Annotated in this window: 17 protein-coding genes; 8 read left to right on the forward strand and 9 right to left on the reverse strand. The window is 55.4% G+C overall.

The features are described 5' to 3' along the window. Nucleotides 1-97 precede the first annotated feature (97 nt). Nucleotides 98-1,918: an NTP transferase domain-containing protein gene (locus OIM11_03075; protein ID HJJ00116.1), complete on the forward strand. Its 1,821-nt coding sequence runs from the start codon at nucleotides 98-100 to the stop codon at nucleotides 1,916-1,918. A gap of 30 nt (nucleotides 1,919-1,948) precedes the next feature. After that, a complete protein-coding gene (locus OIM11_03080; protein ID HJJ00117.1) occupies nucleotides 1,949-2,926 on the forward strand; it encodes a DMT family transporter in 978 nt (325 codons plus the stop codon). Between the two features lie 20 nt (nucleotides 2,927-2,946). Here OIM11_03080 and OIM11_03085 read toward each other — a convergent pair whose 3' ends face one another. The 4 genes from OIM11_03085 to OIM11_03100 all read right to left on the reverse strand — a co-directional run bounded on the left by OIM11_03085 (nucleotide 2,947) and on the right by OIM11_03100 (nucleotide 8,490). Next, the gene (locus OIM11_03085) at nucleotides 2,947-4,146 is read right to left on the reverse strand and encodes a DUF2974 domain-containing protein (GenBank protein HJJ00118.1); all 1,200 of its coding nucleotides are present in this window, start codon (nucleotides 4,144-4,146) and stop codon (nucleotides 2,947-2,949) included. Between the two features lie 12 nt (nucleotides 4,147-4,158). Further along, a complete protein-coding gene (locus tag OIM11_03090) occupies nucleotides 4,159-5,055 on the reverse strand; it encodes a cation diffusion facilitator family transporter (protein HJJ00119.1) in 897 nt (298 codons plus the stop codon). 74 nt (nucleotides 5,056-5,129) lie between these two features. Continuing rightward, nucleotides 5,130-7,373, reverse strand: a complete 2,244-nt coding sequence (locus tag OIM11_03095; GenBank protein ID HJJ00120.1) for a TRAP transporter permease — start codon at nucleotides 7,371-7,373, stop codon at nucleotides 5,130-5,132. A gap of 112 nt (nucleotides 7,374-7,485) precedes the next feature. Beyond that, nucleotides 7,486-8,490, reverse strand: coding sequence for a TAXI family TRAP transporter solute-binding subunit (locus tag OIM11_03100; protein HJJ00121.1), 1,005 nt, complete (start codon nucleotides 8,488-8,490; stop codon nucleotides 7,486-7,488). A gap of 243 nt (nucleotides 8,491-8,733) precedes the next feature. Here OIM11_03100 and OIM11_03105 point away from each other — a divergent pair, with 243 nt between their 5' ends. Beyond that, nucleotides 8,734-9,276, forward strand: a complete 543-nt coding sequence (locus tag OIM11_03105) for a flavodoxin family protein (GenBank protein HJJ00122.1) — start codon at nucleotides 8,734-8,736, stop codon at nucleotides 9,274-9,276. A 13-nt stretch (nucleotides 9,277-9,289) separates the two neighbouring features. Continuing rightward, complete coding sequence (locus OIM11_03110; GenBank protein ID HJJ00123.1) at nucleotides 9,290-10,225, forward strand: YegS/Rv2252/BmrU family lipid kinase; 936 nt, start codon at nucleotides 9,290-9,292, stop codon at nucleotides 10,223-10,225. 421 nt (nucleotides 10,226-10,646) lie between these two features. Here the strand turns inward: OIM11_03110 and OIM11_03115 are convergent, their stop codons facing one another. Further along, nucleotides 10,647-11,723 carry an endonuclease/exonuclease/phosphatase family protein gene (locus tag OIM11_03115; GenBank protein HJJ00124.1) on the reverse strand — a complete coding sequence of 359 codons (1,077 nt, stop codon included), beginning with the start codon at nucleotides 11,721-11,723 and terminating at the stop codon, nucleotides 10,647-10,649. A 301-nt stretch (nucleotides 11,724-12,024) separates the two neighbouring features. Here OIM11_03115 and OIM11_03120 point away from each other — a divergent pair, with 301 nt between their 5' ends. The 4 genes from OIM11_03120 (at nucleotide 12,025) to OIM11_03135 (ending at nucleotide 14,384) form a co-directional block, all read left to right on the forward strand. Continuing rightward, nucleotides 12,025-12,522, forward strand: coding sequence for an 8-oxo-dGTP diphosphatase (locus tag OIM11_03120; protein HJJ00125.1), 498 nt, complete (start codon nucleotides 12,025-12,027; stop codon nucleotides 12,520-12,522). Continuing rightward, on the forward strand, nucleotides 12,519-13,409 hold the full coding sequence (hslO, locus tag OIM11_03125; GenBank protein HJJ00126.1) for an Hsp33 family molecular chaperone HslO: 891 nt from the start codon (nucleotides 12,519-12,521) through the stop codon (nucleotides 13,407-13,409). The genes OIM11_03120 and hslO overlap by 4 nt, the downstream gene beginning before the upstream one ends. Nucleotides 13,410-13,573: 164 nt before the next feature. Further along, nucleotides 13,574-13,909: a type II toxin-antitoxin system RelB/DinJ family antitoxin gene (locus OIM11_03130; GenBank protein HJJ00127.1), complete on the forward strand. Its 336-nt coding sequence runs from the start codon at nucleotides 13,574-13,576 to the stop codon at nucleotides 13,907-13,909. Further along, entirely contained in the window at nucleotides 13,902-14,384 is a 483-nt protein-coding gene (locus tag OIM11_03135; protein ID HJJ00128.1) for a putative toxin-antitoxin system toxin component, PIN family, read from the forward strand. Before OIM11_03130 ends, OIM11_03135 begins: the two co-directional genes overlap by 8 nt. A gap of 488 nt (nucleotides 14,385-14,872) precedes the next feature. Here the strand turns inward: OIM11_03135 and OIM11_03140 are convergent, their stop codons facing one another. The 4 genes from OIM11_03140 to OIM11_03155 are packed head-to-tail and all read right to left on the reverse strand — an operon-like array spanning nucleotide 14,873 to nucleotide 22,541. Further along, complete coding sequence (locus OIM11_03140) at nucleotides 14,873-17,092, reverse strand: AAA family ATPase (GenBank protein HJJ00129.1); 2,220 nt, start codon at nucleotides 17,090-17,092, stop codon at nucleotides 14,873-14,875. A gap of 18 nt (nucleotides 17,093-17,110) precedes the next feature. Then, entirely contained in the window at nucleotides 17,111-17,938 is an 828-nt protein-coding gene (locus OIM11_03145) for a hypothetical protein (protein HJJ00130.1), read from the reverse strand. Nucleotides 17,939-17,940: 2 nt separating this feature from the next. Further along, on the reverse strand, nucleotides 17,941-18,786 hold the full coding sequence (locus OIM11_03150; GenBank protein ID HJJ00131.1) for a hypothetical protein: 846 nt from the start codon (nucleotides 18,784-18,786) through the stop codon (nucleotides 17,941-17,943). Then, nucleotides 18,759-22,541 (reverse strand): DarT ssDNA thymidine ADP-ribosyltransferase family protein, encoded by a 3,783-nt coding sequence (locus OIM11_03155; GenBank protein HJJ00132.1) that lies wholly within the window; start codon nucleotides 22,539-22,541, stop codon nucleotides 18,759-18,761. Before OIM11_03155 ends, OIM11_03150 begins: the two co-directional genes overlap by 28 nt. Nucleotides 22,542-22,747 lie beyond the last annotated feature (206 nt).

Consider the following 22,747-nt stretch of genomic DNA (forward strand, 5'->3'; position numbering starts at 1 on the left):
GTTCAATAAATCAATATATAGTATGAAATTGAACATAACTCTGATACCATTGCCTTATCCGGGCGAAATGCCCATGCGAAATCTGAGAGGACGTATGGTGGCAACAGATGAGAAGAGCGCAGGAGATCTGACGCGTAACCAGTTCTCCGTCTTGCAGAGCCTCACGCGGAAGCCGCTTGGTTCCCAGCGTTCGATTGCCGAGTGCACGGGGCTTTCTGTGGGAACGGTGAATGCCGCGGTACGTCAGCTGATCGAGCGTGGCGATCTCGACAAGACGGCTTCCGAGGGCTTGCAAGTGACGGAGCAAGGCATCGCGGCACTCGAGCCGTATCGTGTCGACAACGCGGTCATTCTGGCTGCGGGGCTCTCGACGCGCTTCGCGCCCATCTCTTACGAGAAGCCCAAGGGGCTGCTCCGCGTGCGCGACGAGGTGCTTATCGAGCGCCAGATTCGCCAGCTCAAGGAAGCGGGCATCGACGACATCACCGTCGTCGTGGGTTACAAGAAGGAGTACTTCTTCTACTTGGAAGAGCTCTTCGATGTGCGCATCGTCGTGAACGAGCACTACGCGAAGCGAAACAACCACTCGTCTCTCATGGCGGTGCTCGACAAGCTCGGACGCACCTATGTCTGCTCGTCGGATAACTACTTCGTCGACAATCCCTTCGAGTCGCACGTCTACGGTGCCTACTACGCGACGCAGTACGCACAGGACGCGACTGATGAATGGTGCGTGCGTCTAGGTGCCAGGAACCGCATCGTGGACGTGACCATTGGCGGTGCGGATTCGCAGATCATGCTCGGGCATGTGTTCTTCGACGAGCCGTTCTCGCAGCGCATGGCCCAGATCATCCGCGATGAATGGGACTTACCCGCCACGACGGATAAGCTGTGGGAGAACCTGTTCATCGACCACATCGACGAGCTGTACATGGTCGCGCGGCCCTATCCCGCCGAGATGATTCACGAATTCGATGCGCTTGACGATTTGCGCGAATTCGATCCGCATTTCATCGAGAACGTCGATTCGCTCGCCTTCGACAACATCGTGTCGGCACTTGGCTGCAAGAAGACGGACATCTGCGACGTGTATCCGCTCAAGCAAGGCCTCACGAACCTCTCGTGCCATGTGCGCGTGGGCGACGCCGAGTACGTGTACCGGCATCCCGGTGTGGGAACCGAGAACCTCATCGACCGGCACGCCGAGCTCGCTGGCCTTCACATTGCCCACGAGCTGGGCCTCGATAACACCTTCATTACCGGTGACCCCCAGACGGGGTGGAAGATATCGCACTTCGTGGCCGACTGCACCCAGCTCGACCCGCATGACGCCGCCCAGACCAAGCGCGCGATGCAGATGGCACGCTCCCTGCACGAGTCGGGCGCGACGCTCGAGCGGCAATTCGACTTCTATGCCGAGTCCAAGCGCTACGAGGAGCTGCTGCGTGCGCGTGAGGGCGTCATCGACGTTCCGGGCTTTGCCGAGATGGCGGAGCGCATGCAGCGCCTGCATGAGTTCGTCGAGGCCGACGAGACGTATAGCTGCCTGTGCCACAACGACTTCTTCTACCTGAACTTCCTGGTTGGCGCCGATGACGAGATGTCGCTCATCGACTGGGAGTATGCGGGCATGTCGGATTACGCGAGTGACTTTGGCACGTACACTGTATGCTGCGAGCTCTCGGTCGAGGAGGCAGAGCAGGCGCTGGCGTATTACTTCGGCCGCGCGCCCAGCTTCGAGGAGTTGCGCCACAACTTCGCGTATGTGGCGTTTGCCGGCTGGTGCTGGTACGTCTGGTCGCTCATGAAGGAGGCCGAAGGCGATGTCGTGGGCGAGTGGCTCTACATCTACTACCGGTACGCGAAAAGGTATCTGAACATGGTTTTGCCCTGGTACGAGAGGGGGGAGCGCGTCTAGCGCTCCGACAGGGCACGAGGAGGAAATGGGATGGGTGCGTTCAACAAGGTGAAGTACGGCCTGACGAGCGGTGTGCTCTGGGGACTCGACACGGTCATCCTCGGCATCGCGCTCACCATGTCACCGTATATCGGCACGCTCGAGGCGTTCGCGTTTGCCGCGATTGCGTCTTCGGCCCTGCACGACATCTTCTGCGCGATATGGCTCGCGCTCTACATGGGCGTGAGAGGCCGTCTCAAGGACACCTGGGCGGCGCTGCGCACCCGCAGCGGCAAGGTGGTCATCCTCGGCGCGCTTCTGGGTGGTCCCATCGGCATGACGGGTTACGTGATCGCCATCAACAACATCGGTGCGGGCTATACGGCCATCATCTCGGCCTTCTATCCGGCGGTGGGCGCGATCCTGGCCTTCATCATCCTGAAGGAGCGCATGAGCGCACGGCAGCTCGTGGCGTTTGCCTGCGCACTCGGTGGCATCGTGGCCATGGGCGTGCTGTCCTTGACCGATGCCGAGACGGCGGGCGATCCCGTGCTCGGTCTCGTGGGTGCTGCTGCCTGCGTGCTCGGATGGGGAAGCGAGGCGGTGCTGTGCGGCTGGGGCATGCGCGATGACGCCGTCGACAACGAGACGGCGCTTCAGATTCGCGAGACCACGAGCGCGCTCGTCTACGCCATTATCGTGCTTCCCGCGTTTGGCGCCTGGGCGTTCACGGCAGGTGCCATCCCGTCGCTGGCTACGGGCGTTGTCGCCCTGGCGGCTCTGGCGGGCACGACCTCGTACCTCTTCTACTACAAGTCCATCAGCTCGCCGCTGGGAGCCGCCAAGTCCATGGCGCTCAACATCAGCTACTCGGCATGGGCGGTGCTGTTCGCGTTCGTCTTGCAGGGTACGGTGCCCACACTCGCGTCGGTCGTGTGCTGCGTCGTCATCCTCGGAGGCACGATTCTTGCCGCGAGTGATTGGAACGAGCTCTTCGGCCGTGGGGCAAGCCAAGTAGACGAGGCGTAAGGGCACGCGCTGCGGGGTCGCTACTTTTCCGGTGCGAGCCTATCGGCGATGTTGCTCATTGCGCTTGCGGCAAAGCCGAGCGTGCCATCCGCGTTTTGCGAGAGCGCCTTGACGAAGGAACGCGCCGCTGTGAGCAGGACCGTGCGGTCGGCGCGGTCGATCTTGCGTGACGCTTCGAGTATGAGCGAGAGCCCCTTCGACCCTCCGTTGAGTATCTCGACGGGGTTTTCAGCGCCCGAGGCCTGGACGGCCTTGAAGAACGCGTCCACGATCTGCTCGCGCTGTTCGTCGTCATAGTCAGATAGCCACGCATGCAACGTCTTGGCCGTGACCTTCGTTGCCTTGGGCAGGGAGGGCAGGTAGACGAAGTCGGTCAGCTCGTCGTTGACCTGCCAGGTAAACGCGCTGTGCTGGTCGAGCCCGCTGGCATTGCTTTTCGCCACGTGGACGGGCGCTTCGGATTCGAGCATGATGCCGACGAGCGATTCCTCGGGGACGACCTTCGTGAGCTTGCCTGCTAGTGGGGCGTAATCCGCTTGCGTGAAGGTGCCCGCCTTGAAGCCGGGGCCATCGAGGTTGTAGACGTGGGCGATGCGCTCCTGCACCTGCGGCGAGCAGCATAGCGCCGCGTATTCGGCAAGGTTACCGCCCTTGGAGTGGCCAACGACGTAGAGAGGCTTGGGCAGGTGCCTCTGCGCGGCGACGGCCTCGAGGTATTGCAGGGCCAGGTCTTGTGCGGGAACGGGCATGGTGAACGCCATGTTGAAGTCCTCGCGCCAACCAACGCATGAGGTGTCCGTTCCGCGAAACGAAACGCAGGTGAACAGGTCCTTGTACGTAAAGGTCATGGCGGCGAACTGGACCTGGCGCGCGGTGTTGAAGACGTCCTGGTAGTCGAGTGCGAGCATGTCGCGATAGCGCGGGCTGGCGGCAACGCCGAAGAGTGCCTCCTTGGCCTTCGTGGGGCTGAGCAGGTTGGCGAACATGGCGGGGAAGTACTCCGCGCGCAGCATGTCGATGAAGTGGATGGGTGGCTTCTCGGCGTGCCTGTCGAAGATCGTGCGCAGGCCAGCATGCGGCTTCTTGCCGGGAAGGGGCGGCATGGTGTCCTTGGCATGTACCATCGCGACCTGCGAAAGTGCCGTGGCGTCGAGGACACTGAAGGGAAGATCCTCGAAGGATGCGAGCTGCTTTTCGAGAAAGTCTGTCATGTAGAGCATGGTTGCCTCGTTCTAGGCGGGATTGACATGAATCATGACGTGCTTTACTTCCGGGAATGCCTGCTCGATGTCATCGTGCACGCGCTCGGCGATGTCGTGAGCATCCGTGAGTTGCATCGAGCCGTCTATCGCGATCTCCATATCGACGTAGACCTTGTCGCCGAACATGCGCGTGCGCAACATGTCAATGCGTTCCACCTGGCTCTCGTTGTCAACGAGTGCGCGCACCTGCTCCTCGAATTGCGGACCGCATGAGGTGTCGAGCATTTTCTTCAAGGCGTCGATGATGATCGAGATGCCTTGCTTGAGGATGAACAGGCAGATGACGACGCTGGCGATGGGATCGAGTACGGGATAGCCGAGCATTGACCCGCCGACGCCGATGAGCGCACCGACTGAGCTCATCGCGTCAGAGCGATGATGCCAGGCGTCTGCCTCGAAGGCCGACGAGCGAATGGCGCGTGCCCAATGACGCGTGTACCAGAACATACCCTCCTTGACGGCGATGGAGACGATGGCGGCGATGAGGGCAATCATGCCGGGGATGGGCAGGCTTTCGTAGTTGCCCGCGATGATCTTCTCGAGGCCGACCCAGCCGATGCCAATACCCGTCACCAGCAGAATGAGGCCGAGCGCAATGGCGGCAAGGCTCTCGATGCGCTCGTGCCCGTAGGGGTGCGATGCGTCTGCGGCGCGTCGGCCGAAGCGCACGCCGATAAGGGCGATGATGGTCGCGAAGACGTCCGATAGCGAGTGGACGGCATCGGAAACCATGGCGCTCGAATTGCCAATGATGCCCGCGAAGAACTTGAACGCCGATAGAAAGACGTTGCCGACGATACCCACGAGCGAGAGCTTGCGGATGACCTTGTCCTCATCGAGTTTCGGGTTGTTTGCGTCTGCTGTCATGTATCCCCGTCGTCTTTGTGCGCGTTTACAACAAGCCCCCGGTTTATTTTTCCGGGGGCCTAATGATACCGTTCCTATGCGTCAGTTTCCCTGGGCTTGTCAACCCGATTTTTCCGGGCCATTCCGTATTGGATGACGAAGACGGCGACGATGATCGCGATGCCGATGATGTCCGTAATCGACTCGGGAATCATGAGCGCGAGGCCGCCGGCGATAAGGATGATGCGCAGGAGCATGGGTATTCGCTCGAAAAGGTTGCCGTTGAGGCCGGCGGCAATGCCGAAGAGGCCCACAAGCGATGTGATGATGGGAATGATGATCTCCCACCAATTGCTCATCCCATCAAGCAACATGATGGGATTGAACGCGAAGATGTAGGGAACGATGAAGGCTGCGATGGCGATCTTGCTTGCCGTGAAGGCCGTTTTCATCGGGTTTGACTTGGCAATGGCGCTGCCCGCATATGCCGCCAGCGCGACAGGCGGCGTGATGTCGGCCACGATGCCGAAGTAGAAGACGAAGAAGTGCGCAGCCACGGCCGGGATTCCGAGTTGGATGAGAATCGGGGCGCAGGTGGAGGCCATGATGCAGTAGTTTGCCGTGGTGGGGACGCCCATGCCGAGGATGATGCAGCACAGCATGGTGAGCACGAGGCCAACCATGGTCGCGTCACCGGCAAAATTGACGATGGCGTTGATGAGCGTGCCCGCGAGGCCCGTAACGGTGATGCAGCCGGCGATGAGACCGGCCATTGCGCAGGCGACAGCCACGGAGACGCAGCTGCGTGCGCCGGCGATGAGCGCGTCGTAGCCTGTGGCCAGCGCCACCTTGAGCGAGTCGACGAAGACGCTGCCGACGGTCTGGTCCTCGGAGCGCTCCTTGACGCCGGTCACGAAGAAGTTGATGAAGCCGATGATGAAGGCACCGACAATCGAGATGGCGGCCGAGACGGCCATGGTGCGTGCGCCCGAGGCGACGAGCCAGACGAGCAGCACAAGCGGGATGACGAGGTAGCAGTTCTTGGCGAGGTAGCTCCACTTGGGAAGCTCCTTGCGCGGAATACCCTTGAGCTGGAGCTTCTTTGCTTCGAGATGCACGGCAAGGAAGATGCCCGTGAAGTAGAGCAGGGCGGGGATGATGGCCTTGGCGGCAACCTCGATGTAGGGGATGCCCATGTACTCGGCCATGAGGAATGCGGCGGCGCCCATGATGGGGGGCATGATCTGGCCGCCTGTCGATGATGCCGCCTCGACGGCACCGGCAAACTCGGGCCGATAGCCGGTCTTCTTCATCATGGGGATGGTGACGGAACCCGTCGTGACGGTGTTGCCGACGGACGAGCCGCTCACCATGCCGCACAGGGCACTCGAGATGACGGCGACCTTGGCGGCGCCGCCGCTCGACCAGCCAGCGAGACGATTGGCAAACGAGATGAAGAAGCCCGCGATGCCCGTGCGCTCGAGAAAGGCGCCGAAGATGATGAAGAGCACGATGTAGGTGTAGCAAACGTTGATGGGCGTGCCGATGATGCCGTTTGTCGTGTAGAACATGCGATAGACGACGGTGCGCAAGGCGAGCATGAGGTCCATGCCGCGATCAACGACGAAGAAGTAGAACGCGTAGATGAGCAACGCGCCTACCACGAAGATGATGGGAAGGCCGACACTGCGGCGGCAAAGCTCGGCGACGATGAGAACGCCCACGATGCCGATGATGACCATGACTTCGTCGATGCGCGTGCCGAGTTTGATGATGGGCAACGCGTTGAACGCGAAGTAGAAGAAGCAGGCCGCTCCGATGATCATGAGCAAGATGTCATACCAGGGGATGTAGTTGGTGCGAACCTTCTTCTTGTTGGCGGGGTATACGAGAAAGCCGATGACGACGATGCAGCCGAGGAAGAGCGTGAGCCTAACCTCGGGAAGCGCCGTGCTGAACAAGGTCATGCCGATGCAGTAGACCGAGAAGATGGCCATTATGGCCCTGACAATGATCTTGGGGACACCTTCCCAGATGCGCGTGTTTGACTCGCGGTCGAACTTGCGCAGAATCTGCTCGGCCTCGTCGCTCTCGACGGGGGCCGTGTCCTTGTCCATGATGATGTCCGCGCCCTCTTCGGTCGCGATGCCGGTCTCGATTTCCTCGCCGATGAGGTCGGAGTCCTCAATGGCCTTGAAACTGCCGGTTTTGGTCTGGTCTGGGGCGTCGGGATGGGGTTCGAGATCTACGACGGTCTCGCGAACATCGACGTCTTGCTGCGCAGTGGGCGGCACGCCGGTTTTCTTCCTCTGTATCCTTCTCTTGACCCTATCGACCATAGTTTCCCCTCAAAACGCGCCGAAGCCATGATGGAAGGCAGGTACACCCCTCGCGTCATGGCTTCGACCTAACTCAAAACGCTTGATGATCTAGAAGATCATCACCTCAAAACTACTTCGTGGGAACAGTGATGTTCTTCTCTGCAAAGTACTTCGCGGCACCGGGATGATACGGAACGCTGGCAACGGACGCGCCCTTCTCGAGGCTAATCTCGGCATACTTGGCGTGATTCTCGATGAGGTCGGGAGCGTTGTCGAAGATGTCGGCCGTGAGGGCGTAGACATCCTCCTCGGAGACGGCGTTGTCGACGATGATGACGGCGTCGACACCGACGGTGACGACATCATTGGTCTGACCAGCGTAGGTGCCAGCAGGAATGACGGCCTCGGAGTAGAAGTTGTTCTCGGCGATCAGCTGCTGAATGTGTGCCTGGTCAAGGGAGATCAGGTACGCGGTCTTGGTGGTGGACAGGTCGGTGATGGCGGTGGTGGGAGCGCCGGCGACGATGAAGGCAGCATCAATCTTGCCGTCCTTGAGGGCGTCAGCAGAATCGCCGAAGCTCTGATAGGTCGGGTTGATGTCACTCTCGCTGAGGCCGTAGGCGCCCAGGATGTCGATGGCATTGAAGTACACACCCGAGCCTGCAGCACCGATGGAGACGTTCTTGCCTGCGAGGTCTGCAACAGAGGTGATGCTGGGATCGCAAGTCACGATCTGGACCTGCTCCTGATACAGGGCGCCGAGCGTGGAGAAGGTGGTGACGGGCTTGCCCTCGAACAGGTTGGTGCCGTCATAAGCGTATGCCATGACGTCGGACTGGGCGAAGCCGAGCTCGGCAGTGCCGTCCTCGAGCTCCTGGATGTTAGCCTGCGAGCCACCGCTCGAGGCAGCCGTGACGCTAACATCGGTGTTGTTGGTCGCATGCTGGGCGATGACGGAGCCGAAGGCGTAGTAGGTGCCCGACTCGCCGCCGGTCACGAAACGCAGGCTGCCGCCGTTGTCTGTGCTGGAGCTAGCGCTCGAGTTGCCGGAACCGCCGCATCCAACCAGGGCAAACGAAAGTGCCATGGCCAAGGCGAGAACGCCTACGATGGAGACAAGCCCCTTCTTCTTCATTTTCACGTTAAACTCTCCTCTTCCCTCCGGGGACAAATCATGCATGATTCGGGCATACATGAGAAACTCTATGCATTATATCTGCAATCTTGTGGATGAAATGTTTCATTAAAGAAACAGATTACGGTTTGGTGGCGGGAAAAGAGCGATTAGCCTCCGCGCTTCCTGTCTCGCTTTATCGCTTTAGACGTATAATTATGCCAGCGTATGTTGTCGAGGCGATGATAAGGACGGGGAGCCATCATGTCGAAGAATATCCTGCTTGTTCATGCGAGCCCGCGCGAAGGCGGGAACTCGAGCATACTTGCCGATTGGTTCGAACGCGGTGCGCTCGAGGCGGGCAATGAGGTCACGCGCATTAGCGTTGGGCATGCGAAGATCTCGGGTTGCATGGCCTGCGAGTACTGTTTTTCGCACGACGGGGAGTGCGTGCAGAAGGACGACATGCAGAAGTTCTATCCGCTCCTGCACGAGGCGGATGTAATCGTGTACGCGACACCCATGTACTTCTACAACTTCCCTGCGCAGCTGCGCGCCTTCCAGGACCGCATGTTCTGCGGAATTGGCAAGCCCTTTGGCATCACGCAGACCGCGTTGCTGCTGTGCTTCGAGGACAAGGACGAGACTACCTGCGAACCTGCGGTCAACAGCTATCGTGTGGCGGCTAACTACTGCAAGCAGGAAAACCTTGGCGAAGTCATCATCAATAACGTGTACGAAAAGGGTGCCATCGAGGGAAACCCCGGCCTGCAGAAGGCCTATGAGCTCGGCTTGAGCATCAAGTAGACGAGGAGCGACGATGAGCGAGAGGTCTGCGTCCATATTGGTTGTCGCAAACCCGGCTGCCGGCAATGGCACGGGAACGCAGGCTGCACGTCGTGCCATGGGCGAGATGGAAGCGGCCATTGCCCGCGGGAAGACAAGCGCGACCTTTGCGGATGCCGAGGTCGATGCGGCCTTTCTCAGCTCGCCCGAGCAAACGCGCGACGTTGTCGAGAAATCGGGCGGCATCCGTGCGGTCATCGCGATTGGCGGTGATGGCCTTGCGCACCTCGTCGTGAACGCGCTCATGAGCATCCCTGCCGAGGAACGCCCCGCATTTGGCATCATCGCCGCCGGCACAGGCAACGATTATGCACGCGCGCTCGGGCTGCCCCTCGACGTGCGGAAGTGCACGCAGGCGGTGTTGCATGCCAGCCCACGGCTCGTGGATGTGGGACTCTGCAACGATATCTATTTCGCCGAGACGCTTTCCTTTGGGTTGGATGCAGCCATTGCGCTCGATACGGTGGAGCGGCGCGCCGAGACCGGCAGGTCGGATGCGGGCGTGTATGTTTCGAGCGGTATCGACCAGCTGCGCCACAATCTTGTCGATCGCCACTATCGTGCCGACTTCGATGGCAAGCAGGTCGAGGGGCAAAGCATCACCTTTGCCGTGCAGATCGGCCCATATTACGGCGGTGGCTTCAAGATTTGCCCCGAGGCGACGCTCGACGACGGCACGCTCGACATCTGCATATCGCATCCGCCTGCAGGCGTCGCTCGTGCGATATACATTTTCATGCGAGCCAAAAACGGCAAGCACGTGGGTATGAAGCCCATGGAGTTTTTGCGCGCTCATCATGCGATCATCGACTTTGACGAGGAGCCGCCTTGCCAGATTGACGGCGAGCCCTTGCACGCGACACATTTCGACATCAGCTGCGAGCACCAGGCCCTTCGCGTGCTGGCGTAAAGGGCAGGTCGCGCGCGGAAAGGCCGGGTCGTGCGCGAGAAGGCCAGGTACAAGGCCCCGTGCCTGAGAGGCCCTGGCAGCGTTTTGCGTTTGGGGCACATTCTGCAGGCGTGAGTGGCGATGTTTTTCGTTTGGGGCACCTCGCACCGGCCACAAACGTATGTTTTCGACAATATCGGGCTGATTTTGTTCGACTTGGGGCGTTCCGCGCTCCCCAAACGCGTTTCTTCGCCAGCCGTCACCTCGAAACGTGCCCCAAACGTATGTTTTCGGCGCAGCGAGTCCTTATTGTCGATTGCGGATATGCTGATGTGCCAGGCGGGGACAAATGAACAGGTCATTCGTCCCGCTTTTTGCGAGTGAAGGCGCCCCTGTCATTTCGACCGGAGGCGCGTAGCGCCGTAGTGGAGAAATCTCGCCCTTACAGCAGCGTCGCATTCAACAGCACGGGATTGTGGTCGGTGAATTCGAAGCCGGCGTCAATGGTCTTGAGCGCATCGATGCGCACGTTGTCCGAGACGATGAATCCGTCAATCATGTAGAACTGGAAATTGGCTGATCCGTCGTAGGGACGATCGAGCGAACGGCAGGTGGGCGTTGAATTGTCCATCATCGCGGTGAAGCCGTCGCCCAGCGAGCTCACGTTGATGTAACCGCATTGCCACAGGTCATCGCCTTGCAGCGGATACATACTCGTGTCCACGGACGAGAAACTCTGGTTGAAGTCGCCGCCGGCGATGACGTAGTTGCCCTTCGCGCGCTCCTCCTGCAACAGCTGGGCGAGCTGCGCCGTCTGCGCCGCCTTGCCCTCGCCATCGTCGTAGGCCTCGAGATGCAGGTTTACGAGTACGAGCTCGGCGTCACTGTCTGTGATGGGGATGCGCTCGACGAGCAGGCAGCGCTTGAGGTTGCCGAGGCGCACGGGCCAGGAGAACGGACAGGGGAGCTGCACGCGCTCGGCGCTGGTCGGCTGCATGCGCGAGAGCGTCATGATGCCGCTTTCGACGGCGCCGATGGGCGGCAGGGGATAGGGAACGTAGGCCACGTCGAAGTTGAGGGCATAGGCTGACGCGTATTCGGGGGCAAACGCCGCGGCAAGCCGAGCACGCTCGTTGATGCCGTAGGTGCGCTCGGAATCCTGGTCGACTTCCTGGAGAAAGATAACGTCGGGGTCGAGGGTGGCGAGCTCGTCTTCGATGCCGGTGAGGTTCGCCAGGGCGCCATCATGCGAGACGGTGCGCACGCCATCGCCGCCGTCCATGAAGAAGTCGGCTTGCTCGGAGAGGCCACCGTAGCCAGCGTTCCAGGTGACGACGCTGACGCCTTGTCCGGGCTCGAGCGTTTCTCGGGCCGTGCCGTGAATCTCGACTTCCTGCGTGGCGGGCGGATTGTATTCCGTGACGGTGAGGAAAGCGACCAATGCGAGGATGAAGACGACGAGTATCGCGACGATGATGCCGATGACCTTCCCCGTCTTGCGGGCGGTGGATGCTGCCATGATGGTCCGCCTTTCGTGTGTCGTGTGCATCTGCTCATTCTATACTGTGCGAGATGGGGTTGCATTATCCTGTCATTTCGACCGGAGGCGCTTTGCGTCGCCCCCTGTCATTTCGACCGGAGGCACGTAGCGCCGGAGTGGAGAAATCTATGCCGAGATTTCTCGACTTCGCTCACTTTGTTCGCTTCGCTCGAAATGACAGGAGGAGTGCCAGACCTGCCAGGAAAATGAGACAAACGGGACAGGTACATCTGTCGGTACATCTGTCTCATTCCCAGGGCCAGGGTAGGAGAGAGTAATTATGAGCGTTCAGACCACGCTGTGTTACATAGACGACGGAAACGCCTACCTCATGCTGCATCGCGTGAAGAAGGAGCATGACGTAAACAAGGGCAAGTGGATTGGCATCGGTGGCAAGTTCGAGGCCGACGAAAGCCCCGAGGAATGCATGATGCGCGAGGTGCGCGAGGAGACGGGTCTGGCGCCGCGCACGTGGCGCTACCGCGGCATCGTCACCTTCGTGTCCGGTCGCTGGGTGACGGAATACATGCATCTTTTCACAATCACGGGCTGGACGGGCACGGTACGGAGCTGTAACGAGGGCATATTAGAATGGGTGCCCAAAGACGAGCTCCTGGACCTACCGCATTGGAAGGGCGACGAGGTCTTCCTCAAGCTCATCGCCGACCCCGAGCAGCCCTTCTTCTCGCTCAAGCTCGTTTACGACGCAAATGACGAACTCGTCGAAGCGCGCCTAGACGGCGAGCCTCTCGACCTCATAGATTGGAATTGGGCATGAACGTCATCAACATGAAGCGCGACCACGTGGTGCGTGCCACCGCAGCTAACGGAACCATCCGCGCCTTTGCCGTGTACTCGCGCGGGCTCGTGGAGGACGCGCGACGCATGCACGAGCTGTCGCGCACGGCCACGGCCGCCCTGGGCCGCACGCTCACGGCCGCTGCCATGATGGGAACGATGATGAAGGGCGACAAGGATGCGCTCTCCATCGTCTTCAACGGAGACGGGTCGCTGGGCAATATCACCGTGACGGCCAAATCGGACGGAAGCGTCAAGGGCTATGTGGGCAATCCACAGGCCTCGCTTCCCTCCAAAGTGGGCGAGAAGCTCCGCGTGGGCGAGGTCGTGGGCAAGGGCACGCTGCGCATCATCTACGATCTGGCGATGCGCGAGCCCTATAGCGGCGTCGTCGAGATTCAGTCTGGCGAAATTGCCGATGACATCGCGTACTACCTCACCTCGAGCGATCAGATTCCCTCGGCGGTCTCGCTGGGTGTGCTGCTCAACGAGGACAGCTCCGTGCGCGAGGCGGGCGGCTTCATCGTCCAGCTCATGGATGGGGCGACTGACGAGACTGCCGCTCAGCTCGAGGAGCGCATCGCGTCGCTGCCGAGCGCCACGACCATGCTTTCCGAGGGCGAGACACCCGAGAGCATCCTGGAGCGAATCCTCGGTGACATGGACTTGCAGATTCTCGAGGATGGCCCCGTGGAGTTTCGTTGCGATTGCACGCGCGAGCGCACGCTCAAGCTTCTTTCGCTCGTGAGTGCCGACGAGCTGCGGGACATGGTCGACGAAGGCGAGGACGTGGAGATGGTCTGCGCGTTTTGCAACAGCAAGTACCAGTACTCGCCCGACGAGATCGCCGCGCTGATCGAGGAGTGAGAGGCGCTTCCCTGTCATTTCGAGCGGAACTGTGCAGCGTTCCCTCTGTCATTTCGAGCGAAGCGAACGTAGTGAGCGGAGTCGAGAAATCTCACCGTCGCATCGCTTCCTGCATTTTCCACGATGCTATACTTTTCAAGAGAAATGTATAGCAAGGAGCCGCCATGGAACAAGTGCAGATGAACACGCGCATCGGGGTCGAGATCAAGCGCACGGGCGACGAGGTGCTCAGGCGCTATGGCTACACGCCGTCCGCGGCGGTGCAGGCGCTCTGGACCTATCTTGCCGAGCATAACGCGCTGCCTCCGTTCATGCCGTCAAAAGCCAAGGCGAGTGACCTTGAGGCGAGGAAGCAGGAAGTTGCGGACAACGCCGGGTTCGCGGTGAAGGAGCTCAGCAGGGTTACTGGAATCCCCGTTGAACGCCTTCATGTCGATTCCTTGACGGATGACGAGCTGCGCGAGCTTGCTTGGAGAGAACGAGGCGTTCTCCATGATTGATGGACGTTACAGTCTCCTCATCGACACGAATGTTTGGCTTGATTACCTTCTGGGTCGCGAAGGCGTGCAGGAAGCTGCGGCAGCGATCCAATGCGCGCTCGATCATGAGGATGAGCTCGTCACCACTCCGGGCATACTCAAAGACGTGTTTTTCCTAATCGGCGTTTCTCTCAAGGGGTGGACGCGGGAGGCGGGGGAGAAGGTCACCGAAGAGTTCGCCCTTGCCGTGAACGAGATATCGTGGGCATGTCTCTCGCAGATACAGAGAATGACCATCGTGCTGAACCTTGGCTTTGCCGAGCATCTGGAAGCCAGCGCTCTGCGTTCGAAGAATCCGGATTACGAAGACAACCTGCTAGTGGCCACGGCTCAAAACGCCAAGGTGGACTACATCATCACGAAGGATAAGGGCTTGCTCGCAAACGACGTAGTGTCGGCCATCACTCCGGCGGAATATGTGGCGATGCAGCAGTAAACCTGCCGACTAAAAGAGCCCATCATGTTGCTGAGGAGCCCCTCTCTCACGCGCCAGTTACTTGCCTGGCTCCGCAAGATGCTCTCGCGCTGCTAAAGAACACCCTCTCAGCCGGATAGTTGGCAGATGCGCTTGCCTATGCTCATGCCTTCGAAACCCCAAAAGGGTCGTGCACTTTACAGCAGCACATACCAGCGCAGCTCCGAGGAGGTCGCTGGGTTGGTGGAGGAGCGAGGGGAACTAGAACGGGATGTCGCTGTCGTCGTAATCGAAGGGCGCACTTTTGTAATTTGGATTTGTCTCGCCACAGCGAGGACAGTATTCCCAAGCGTTAATGAGCGTGTTTCCGCATTTTGCACATGCGCCCGAGACGGATTGCTCAGCGCAAGTTGGGCAGTAAATCCAGCTTTCCTCTAATGATGTTCCGCACTTAACACAATACATCGCATGCGCTCCTTTCATCTGCGGTGAAATCTTATGTGGTGATTCTAAATATCATGTTTAAAGGCATATAAGGCGCTTTTAATTATGGCCTCCTTCAGGTCGGTCTTTGAGATACGCTTGAGTGTTCCATCGTCATTTTCGAAAACAGTGATTTTGGGTAAGTCTGCTTGGTGTTGTCGAAGAAACTCGACGAGGCTCGAGCAGCTGCCTATTCCCTTTGCTTTATGCGGCGTTGGTCCTATAAAAATGTCAGTATAGGCGAGTGTTCCAATTAGCTCTTGAACGTCGAATCCACTCTGGGTAACCTCATCATAGCCGACGTGTTCATATGCGTCTTTTTGTAACCCAAGGTCTTTAAATATGCCAGGAAGCAGTTTGGATTTTATGCCCAACGAGCCAACGATAAGTATTTTTGCGTTGTCAAAGAATGCGGGAGCTATATCAGCAACCTCCCCAGATTCATGCTTTGCAATGTCATCTTTTTTCTCACGGGCCCTGAATACGCGAAGCTCATCTTCCTGCCTCTGAAGCTTTTCTTTGCTCCTTTTAAGTTTCTTTTGGGCTTCCTCAAGTTTTTGGTTGAGCCCTTCAATTATTTCTTCTTGACTCTGAAGAGGCACATTTTTATTTGAAGTGTATTCAAGAAGATTCTGCTGGGCTTGCTCAACGGCTTCTTCTTGCTTTACTTGGCGATGGGCAATTTCTTCAAATTTTTGACGGGAGTGTCGTTGCCTCTCATCCCTGGCGGCAATCAGGCTGTCATATGCGAAGGGGTTTTCGTCAGCGATTATCTCTATAAAGCCAGAATCTATTTCTGAAAGCATCCAAGCGGGACGATTTGTTGCTGAAATCAGCGTCAGCGTTCTCTTTGCGCGCGTCATTCCGACATAGAGAAGGTGCCTATTAGTATCCTCTTGCGTGTATTCGTTGCTGAAGTCCAGCTCATCACTATCCAGATTTCCAAGAACAACATGGTCAGCTTCGAGCCCTTTTAATGAGTGAAGTGTGCTAACGACGATGCTTGAATCGGAGGCGAATCGATGGCAAAGCTCCCAATAGCAGTCATCACGCCTTGGGAAACCTATAGCAATAGAACTAGTTTTATTGTTTGCCCGAATCTGCTCGACGAGTTCTTCAATTCTCTGGGTTTGCGCGGCCTTGGTCTTGCAGAATAGTAATTGCGGTTTAGCACCCTCGGCTCTTGTTGTCTTATCTTCATTAAGGAGTTCTTCAGAGTCTGTATCAAAATCCATGATTGACTGCGAGGCAAGGTAAATTTGTTGCGTACTTCTAAAATCCTCCTTGAGGTGGATGGGCCTAATACTTTGACCAATAAGCTCATTCCACGTGAATCCACGGCCGTAAATAGACTGCTGTGCATCTCCTACAAAGACAGCTTTTCCGAGCGCCGTCTTATAGAGAGCTTTGGTCCACGATGTGGGGAGATCTTGGACCTCATCAACAACCAAATGCCTTGCTAAGGGTCTAAAAGACTTTTTGCTTGAGTAATGGAGGACATAATTGCCAACATCATCGTAATCGATAATTGTTTTCTCGCGTGTCCCGCTACCCTGAAGGTAACTTATATAGTCGCGAAGAATCGTAATTACAGTCTCACGCTGCTTGGTTGAAAGTCTTGTGCGTCGCCCCGTACGTGATTCATTGAGGTAGACTTCTCGCCCTCTTATGCCACGTCCAAGCATCCATCCGATTTCCTCGTCCAAGAATCGAGGGTCACCGAGACTGCCGGTAAGCCTAAGTCTTACCTTGTTCTTCTCAACATAATCTTGCAGAAAGACGTCGCGTTTCTTGATATCCTTTTTTCTGCCTCCGTTGTATACAATCTCGACGTTATTATCTTTGAGGTAATCCTTTAGATACTTGTGAACTGTTTGAACGACAATGCCACTTTGTCGAGCAGCTTCCGCTCCGCCCAATTGTTCTTCGACATATTCTTTTAGCTGGTTGGTGTATGTAACAAGATATGTGAGGCTATCATGAGCGCCCTTCCCATCTTGCTGAAGTGCTGAAGTGGTCCGCGACGAGCCGACATCATCAAAGAGGAGCTCAGTTTGCGCAGAGAGCTGACGAGCGATTTCAATAGCGACCAGTGTTTTACCACTCCCCGCTGGACCAGAGATTGCGATTGGCTTAGATCTTTTTTTCGCGTCAACGGCAGCGTTAACTGCACTTTGTTGTTGATCAGTAAGTTTAATCGCATTCATTACAGGGTCTTCTCCCATTTTGCCTCTGGCATAGTTCATACATACTTCTAAGTGGCGCTAAAGCTGCAGGGTCTCTTGTATTTCGTTATGTCCCTGGTTTTCCTCAGACTCATACTCGACCATTGCGAGAAACGTATCAAAGGGTGGCATTTTCTTTTCATCGAGCAGCCCTCTTTTGGATAGGGAAACATAAATTGCGCAGCTCCTCGCCTGAGTGTTGAAGCGACGCTTTTTCCCTGAGCTAGGATTGAACATGATGTCCGTAAAAACTCTGTAGGAAAGCAGACTCCGTGCAAGGTCGGCGTTGCGCGGTTGGGTAAGGGCGCTTACATACAGGTAGTCATAGAAAGCGCTTTTTGGAGTAAGAGGATACTCTTGCCTATTGAACATAAAGCAGCTCATGGATGCCCCTCGTATTTCGTTTTGGATTCTGATGAAGTTCTGATCATCTTTTAGCTGCTCAGAAGTCTTTTTGTCGGGGTGAGGGTTTATGTATCGCTTCGCAAGTCTTATATTCAACAACTCTGGATAAGGACCGTACTCCTTACCATCTTTGGAGAATACTTTTGACGATTGAAACCAGTTTTCAACAGGATAGGCGTCCAAAGTATCAGGATTCTCAAGGATAAGATTCATCGCGGAAAGCGCTCGTCCGACCTCGTAATCATGAGATGCTGTCGAGACCTCAAGTATTTCTTCGCTCTTTAATCCTTTTTCAGAATATTTGGCCAATATCATCTCACGCAGACTATCGCTCGACCTTTGGCGAACCTGCCAGCTCATACCGCTGTGCCAATCGAATTCAATCTCATCTTCAAAATAGGCTTGGCCCGGCTCTTTTGAAGCAGCAAAAAAAGGCCGTATCGCTTTGTTTATCCTTGCCAAGGCTACCCCTTTTCTTTGCCAAATCCTTTTTGGGTGTTTCGATCTATCCTCGAGATAACAATTTCGAGGTTTTCGATGCGTTCGAGTAATTTTGCATCCCTGTTGCGGTTTGTCTCCACCATTCGCTCGAGGGCCTTCGTGATGTACGAGTCACGATCTTTTTGTCGCTTTGCGTGCTCGGCGAGTGCTCCACTCAGCAAGTCTGGAAGTTCGGAAGCATGCGTATCGATCTGCGCGCATACGCCAGTGATCTTCTCTCGAAGTGATTCGATGCTTTTGGTTTCTGCTTGAAGGCGCTCGTCGAGAGATACCAAAAAAGCATTGCGGGACTCATCCTGTTTTTTGCTCTGCTCGGCGAGTGCTCCACTCAGCAAGTCTGGAAGTTCGGAAGCATGCGTATCGATCTGCGCGCATACGCCAGTGATCTTCTCTCGAAGTGATTCGATGCTTTTGGTTTCTGCTTGAAGGCGCTCGTCGAGAGATACCAAAAAAGCATTGCGGGACTCATCCTGTTTTTTGCTCTGTTCGGCTATGGCGCCCTTAAGCGATTCAGGTAATGACTTTGTTTGCGCTTCTAGAGAGCTGCAGTTTTCTGATAATGAGGTAATGTCGGCAAAGAGCTCCTCATGGAAAGCGCGGTAATCACTGGCCCCAATTTGCCGGGCTGTTTCAGCAAGCTCATTTGTGGCGCTCGTTATTGAGTTGACTAAGTTATCGAGGGAGTTTAGTTTTCTGTTGGCTTCGGTCTTCGCCTGCTTATACTCCGCTATTTCCTCTTTGAGAGCATTGAGCGTGCTTACTATATTAAGCGCTCTGCTCTCTATTTCCTTGTATTCGCTATTGTCCATGTCATCCTTTCGGCAATAGACCCCATCATGGCATCAATTTGGATAAGACTCCGAATTTGTATTGCATTCTCGCAGGCAAGCTCACTAAGCAGATCAGCATATGGTTTATCCAGGGCCATCGACATGGTTAACAAGATGCTGTCGAAAACCTCAATATGAACATCTGTGCCAGAGCTTCCATCTAGAAACAAAAGAAAGTCGGCAACGCAGTTTTCTGGCGCAAGGCCGTAGCTCTCTACGCCAAAACGAATCATGGCATTTATGGAGCGAACAGCCTCTTCGCGTTCGGACTGAAGTGCCTGAAGAGCCGCAAGAATGAAATAGAGCCCGTAGTGCTGGGGATAATCCTCGAGCAGCCTGAGTGCTTGTCTTGATACGGGAAGCTCTTCTTTGGCGCACTTTGCGTTTTCTATGACCGCGAGTAGTTTGGAGACATCCGTTGCATCATAGAGTATGGCACCAATGCCATCGTCCTCGTTATCGTCGTTCGTTGTTAAATATGCAGCTATTTGATTTCTGAAATAGTCCTCTGCGTCTTTGGTGTAAGGAATTCTAGACGCGGACCTAGCTGTGGCCAATATTGTCATCAGGGCCCTTCTACGACCCTCTTCTATGATTTTGTACGTGAAGTTGACCAGCATGTGCTCCAGCACGCCTAATATGAACTCGCGATCATCGCCGACATCGGAAACCGCCTTTTCCAGGTTGTTCTTCGCGGCTTCCAAAAAAGCTGAATCAGATTGGTACGAGCGAATGTAAGACAAATAGTTATCTGTAACTGCCTTTCTGAGGACTTCTCCTCCTGCCGGGGTAGGTTCAATGATGAACTTTCCGCCTTCATATCCCCTATACTCAATTGCATATCCTTTGAAGGCTCCTAATAGGGTCAAGCGATAGACTGCACGCTCAAGAGTGTTTTTGTTGGAAGAAGAGAAATCGACATGCCATCGCTTGTCATAGAAGTTTTCGCTTGTGCATTCATTAAAGACAGCACGAACGGTGCGCATCTCTTCTTCGATGCCAGAGAACGTTTCTTGATGAAAATAAAGACTACGGCTTATATCATCGCCATCCCACTTGCCCTTGGTTTCCTCAATCTCATCGATTTGGGCTAGGCTTGTCTCAACTGGGTCGAGTATCGTATCGTTAATCGACGGGAAATCGTCCGACAAGATAAGGTATGCGTAGGAGTCTTTTCCGTCCCTTGCGGCTCTGCCAACCTCTTGGTAATAGGACTCTAAGCTGCTCGGCATGCCGTAGTGGACAATCCACCGAACATTTGGCTTATCGATTCCCATGCCGAATGCTTTTGTCGCGACCATAATGCTTGCTTCATTGTTCTTGAATCGAAGAGCGTGTTCTGCTTTCGTTTTTGTCCAGTCTGAACCAGCAAAACGTTTTGGTTTTCCTCCGCAGTAATATGTGCACTCGCCCGGATATTTCATATCAAGATAATCCCAGACGCCGTAATGCCCGTATTCAATTGCCCTCGCAGTGTTCATAATTCCATACGGGCCGTTTACGTTTTGACAGAAGACTATCCCGCTGTTGGTGTTCGCATCTCCAGAATGCACGCATAATTCCTCGGCAGATAGGCCGAGGTCTTTTGGTAGACGCACTTGTAAAATCTCATCTAGAGCATCTAATTTATCGCTGCTTTTTTTCTTGATAATACGATAATGCAATTCTGGTCTGTCAAACGTCTTTGGCTTGATGCAGGCGTCCGGCGCGTCGATACCAAGGTCGCGTTTTATGTCAATAAGTACGCTCGTGGATGCAGTTCCTGTTAATGCTAGCAGTGGCGGGACATGCTCTTTGGTGCGGCATATGGCGCGGCAGTTCTGGGCAAGGCTCAGATAGGACGTTCTGAAGTCATGACCCCATTCACTTACGCAGTGCGCCTCATCTATGGCTATGACGGAAACGAGATTTTCTCTCGCGTAGTTTTGTACGCTATCTATGAAGCTTTGTATCTGAAATCGCTCGGGAGATGAGTAGCACATGATGTACTGGCCGGTGGCGAGTCTATGCTCAATGCCCCGCTTGTCTTCTGATTCTCCCGTCAAGCCCACGATGCGGTCGATGCCCCGCAGCCTGAGGTTTTGCACTTGATCCTCGATTAGAGACACGATGGGCGAAATGATAAACGCGGTTCCCGGCGTGATGAGGGCGAGAAGCTGAAAGACGACAGACTTGCCGCTTCCAGTTGGCAAAAGAACAATTGTGTCCTCTCGATTCAATGCTCGGATAAGAGCGCGGTATTGGCCCTCGCGAAAATCATCGAACCTAAAGATATAGTGCAACAGCTCACGGAGCGTCTTGGGTGTTGGGTAGACCCTGACGGGAGTTTGAACTTGAACAGGGTCATAGGAGCATACAATCTCGGATTCGGATACAGGCGAGATGATGGCCTCATTGGGTGCGGGCTCGCTATTCTTTTGCCCGTAGTAGATAGAATAATTCGCCAAAGTTTTGTTGTCGGCGTATGTGAGTTCATCGAAGATGCCGTTACTTTTGTAGAGGTCGCAAACACAGCTAGAGAGGGAAATAAGGTCATCGAGCGCCAGTTTGAAAATAGCATCAAGCCTAAAGTCTTTCGGCTCATCCGTCGCAAACGCCAAGCTTGATTCCTTGCCTATGCTTTGGTGCTTAACGAGCTCTATGAGCGTGCACTGAACCTGATGAGCAAATCTGATGTAGTGATGGAAAGCCTCTTCAAAACTCTCGCTGTTGGGCCATGCAGATTTTTGGTCACATACGAGTTTGTATATTTGGGCCTCAAGGGTCTCTGACAGGACGCCTATTCTGCTCCTATTTATAATTTTTTCTACGACAGCGAGGCTTACCAATTGCTCCTTTCCTCGTTGAAATTTCATTTTTGGCTTATGAAATTCTAAGGTCCAGATGACGTGATTGTCGCCCGTACCGCGGTTTCTTAAGGCAGCCGTGAGGGATTCTGTAGGTACGGCAATTGACCCGAAGAAAGACTTGCTCGGTAAATTCTCAATTTCGGATGTCAGGAGGTTGTAGGCGGACTCGTTTGCTTGCCAGGACAGATAATAGTACTCGAGCTTTTCACCTGAAGAGGCACTGGCTATTTTCTTTCGCAGGTCGTCGAAGATTGCATCATTGCGCACGAGCTTACAAGGTAAATTCTCTTTCTTTATTACGCGTTCAATTGATTTGATCGCTCGGACCCTGCCCTCGTCTTCTTCGCAGTCCAAGGGAAACATGATTGCGTTGATATACCTAGGCTCTATCTTTCCCGGAATAAGCACCTCGGCTTGTGGATCAGTTGTCCAACTATCTTTATATCCTTCAGGTCTCTGGCCTGCGAAAAGCTGCTGAATATTGCATGACGAGGCATAGTTGGACGCGGCGTTCGTGTTCGAGAACTGATACTTTTTCTGCCCTTCTTCGCCAGCGTGGTCATACAACACCTCAAGATCTATAGATAAGACTACGTAATACCTGTCGGAGAACCGCTGCCTCATCTTGAAAAAGAGGGGGATGTTCGGATGAGATATAGAAAGATTGATATGCCCTTTTCCATCGAGCCGGATATCATCGTTTGCCTCATATTTTGCTCCTAGAGCATCAAGGTTCTCCCTTGGGATTAGGCCATTCTTTAATATGCTTGGCACATTTTCGAGAGAGGTGAAATGCACCAGCCGCTCTACCCCGCGTCCCCTTAGAAATGAGATTGCGGACTCGGCATCTTGGCGCGCTCGGCTGTTCACTTTCGATGAACTCACTTTTCTTTTGCCCTTCGTTTGTTGGGTTGGCTAAGTGAGGTGTCAGAAGGTGGTTATGTCACTCGCTAGACGTGCTGCTGATAAGTAGTGTGATTATCGGGGGGGGGGCAATTTCGTCAAGCGCTGCGAAAAGGCTGATGATAAGCGGTAGTTTTTTGAGGCGATTTCTACATCATTTTTGCTCTATAATGTAAACACGTTTACGA

The organism is Coriobacteriaceae bacterium, from assembly GCA_025992705.1.
Classification (GTDB): Bacteria; Actinomycetota; Coriobacteriia; order Coriobacteriales; family QAMH01; genus QAMH01.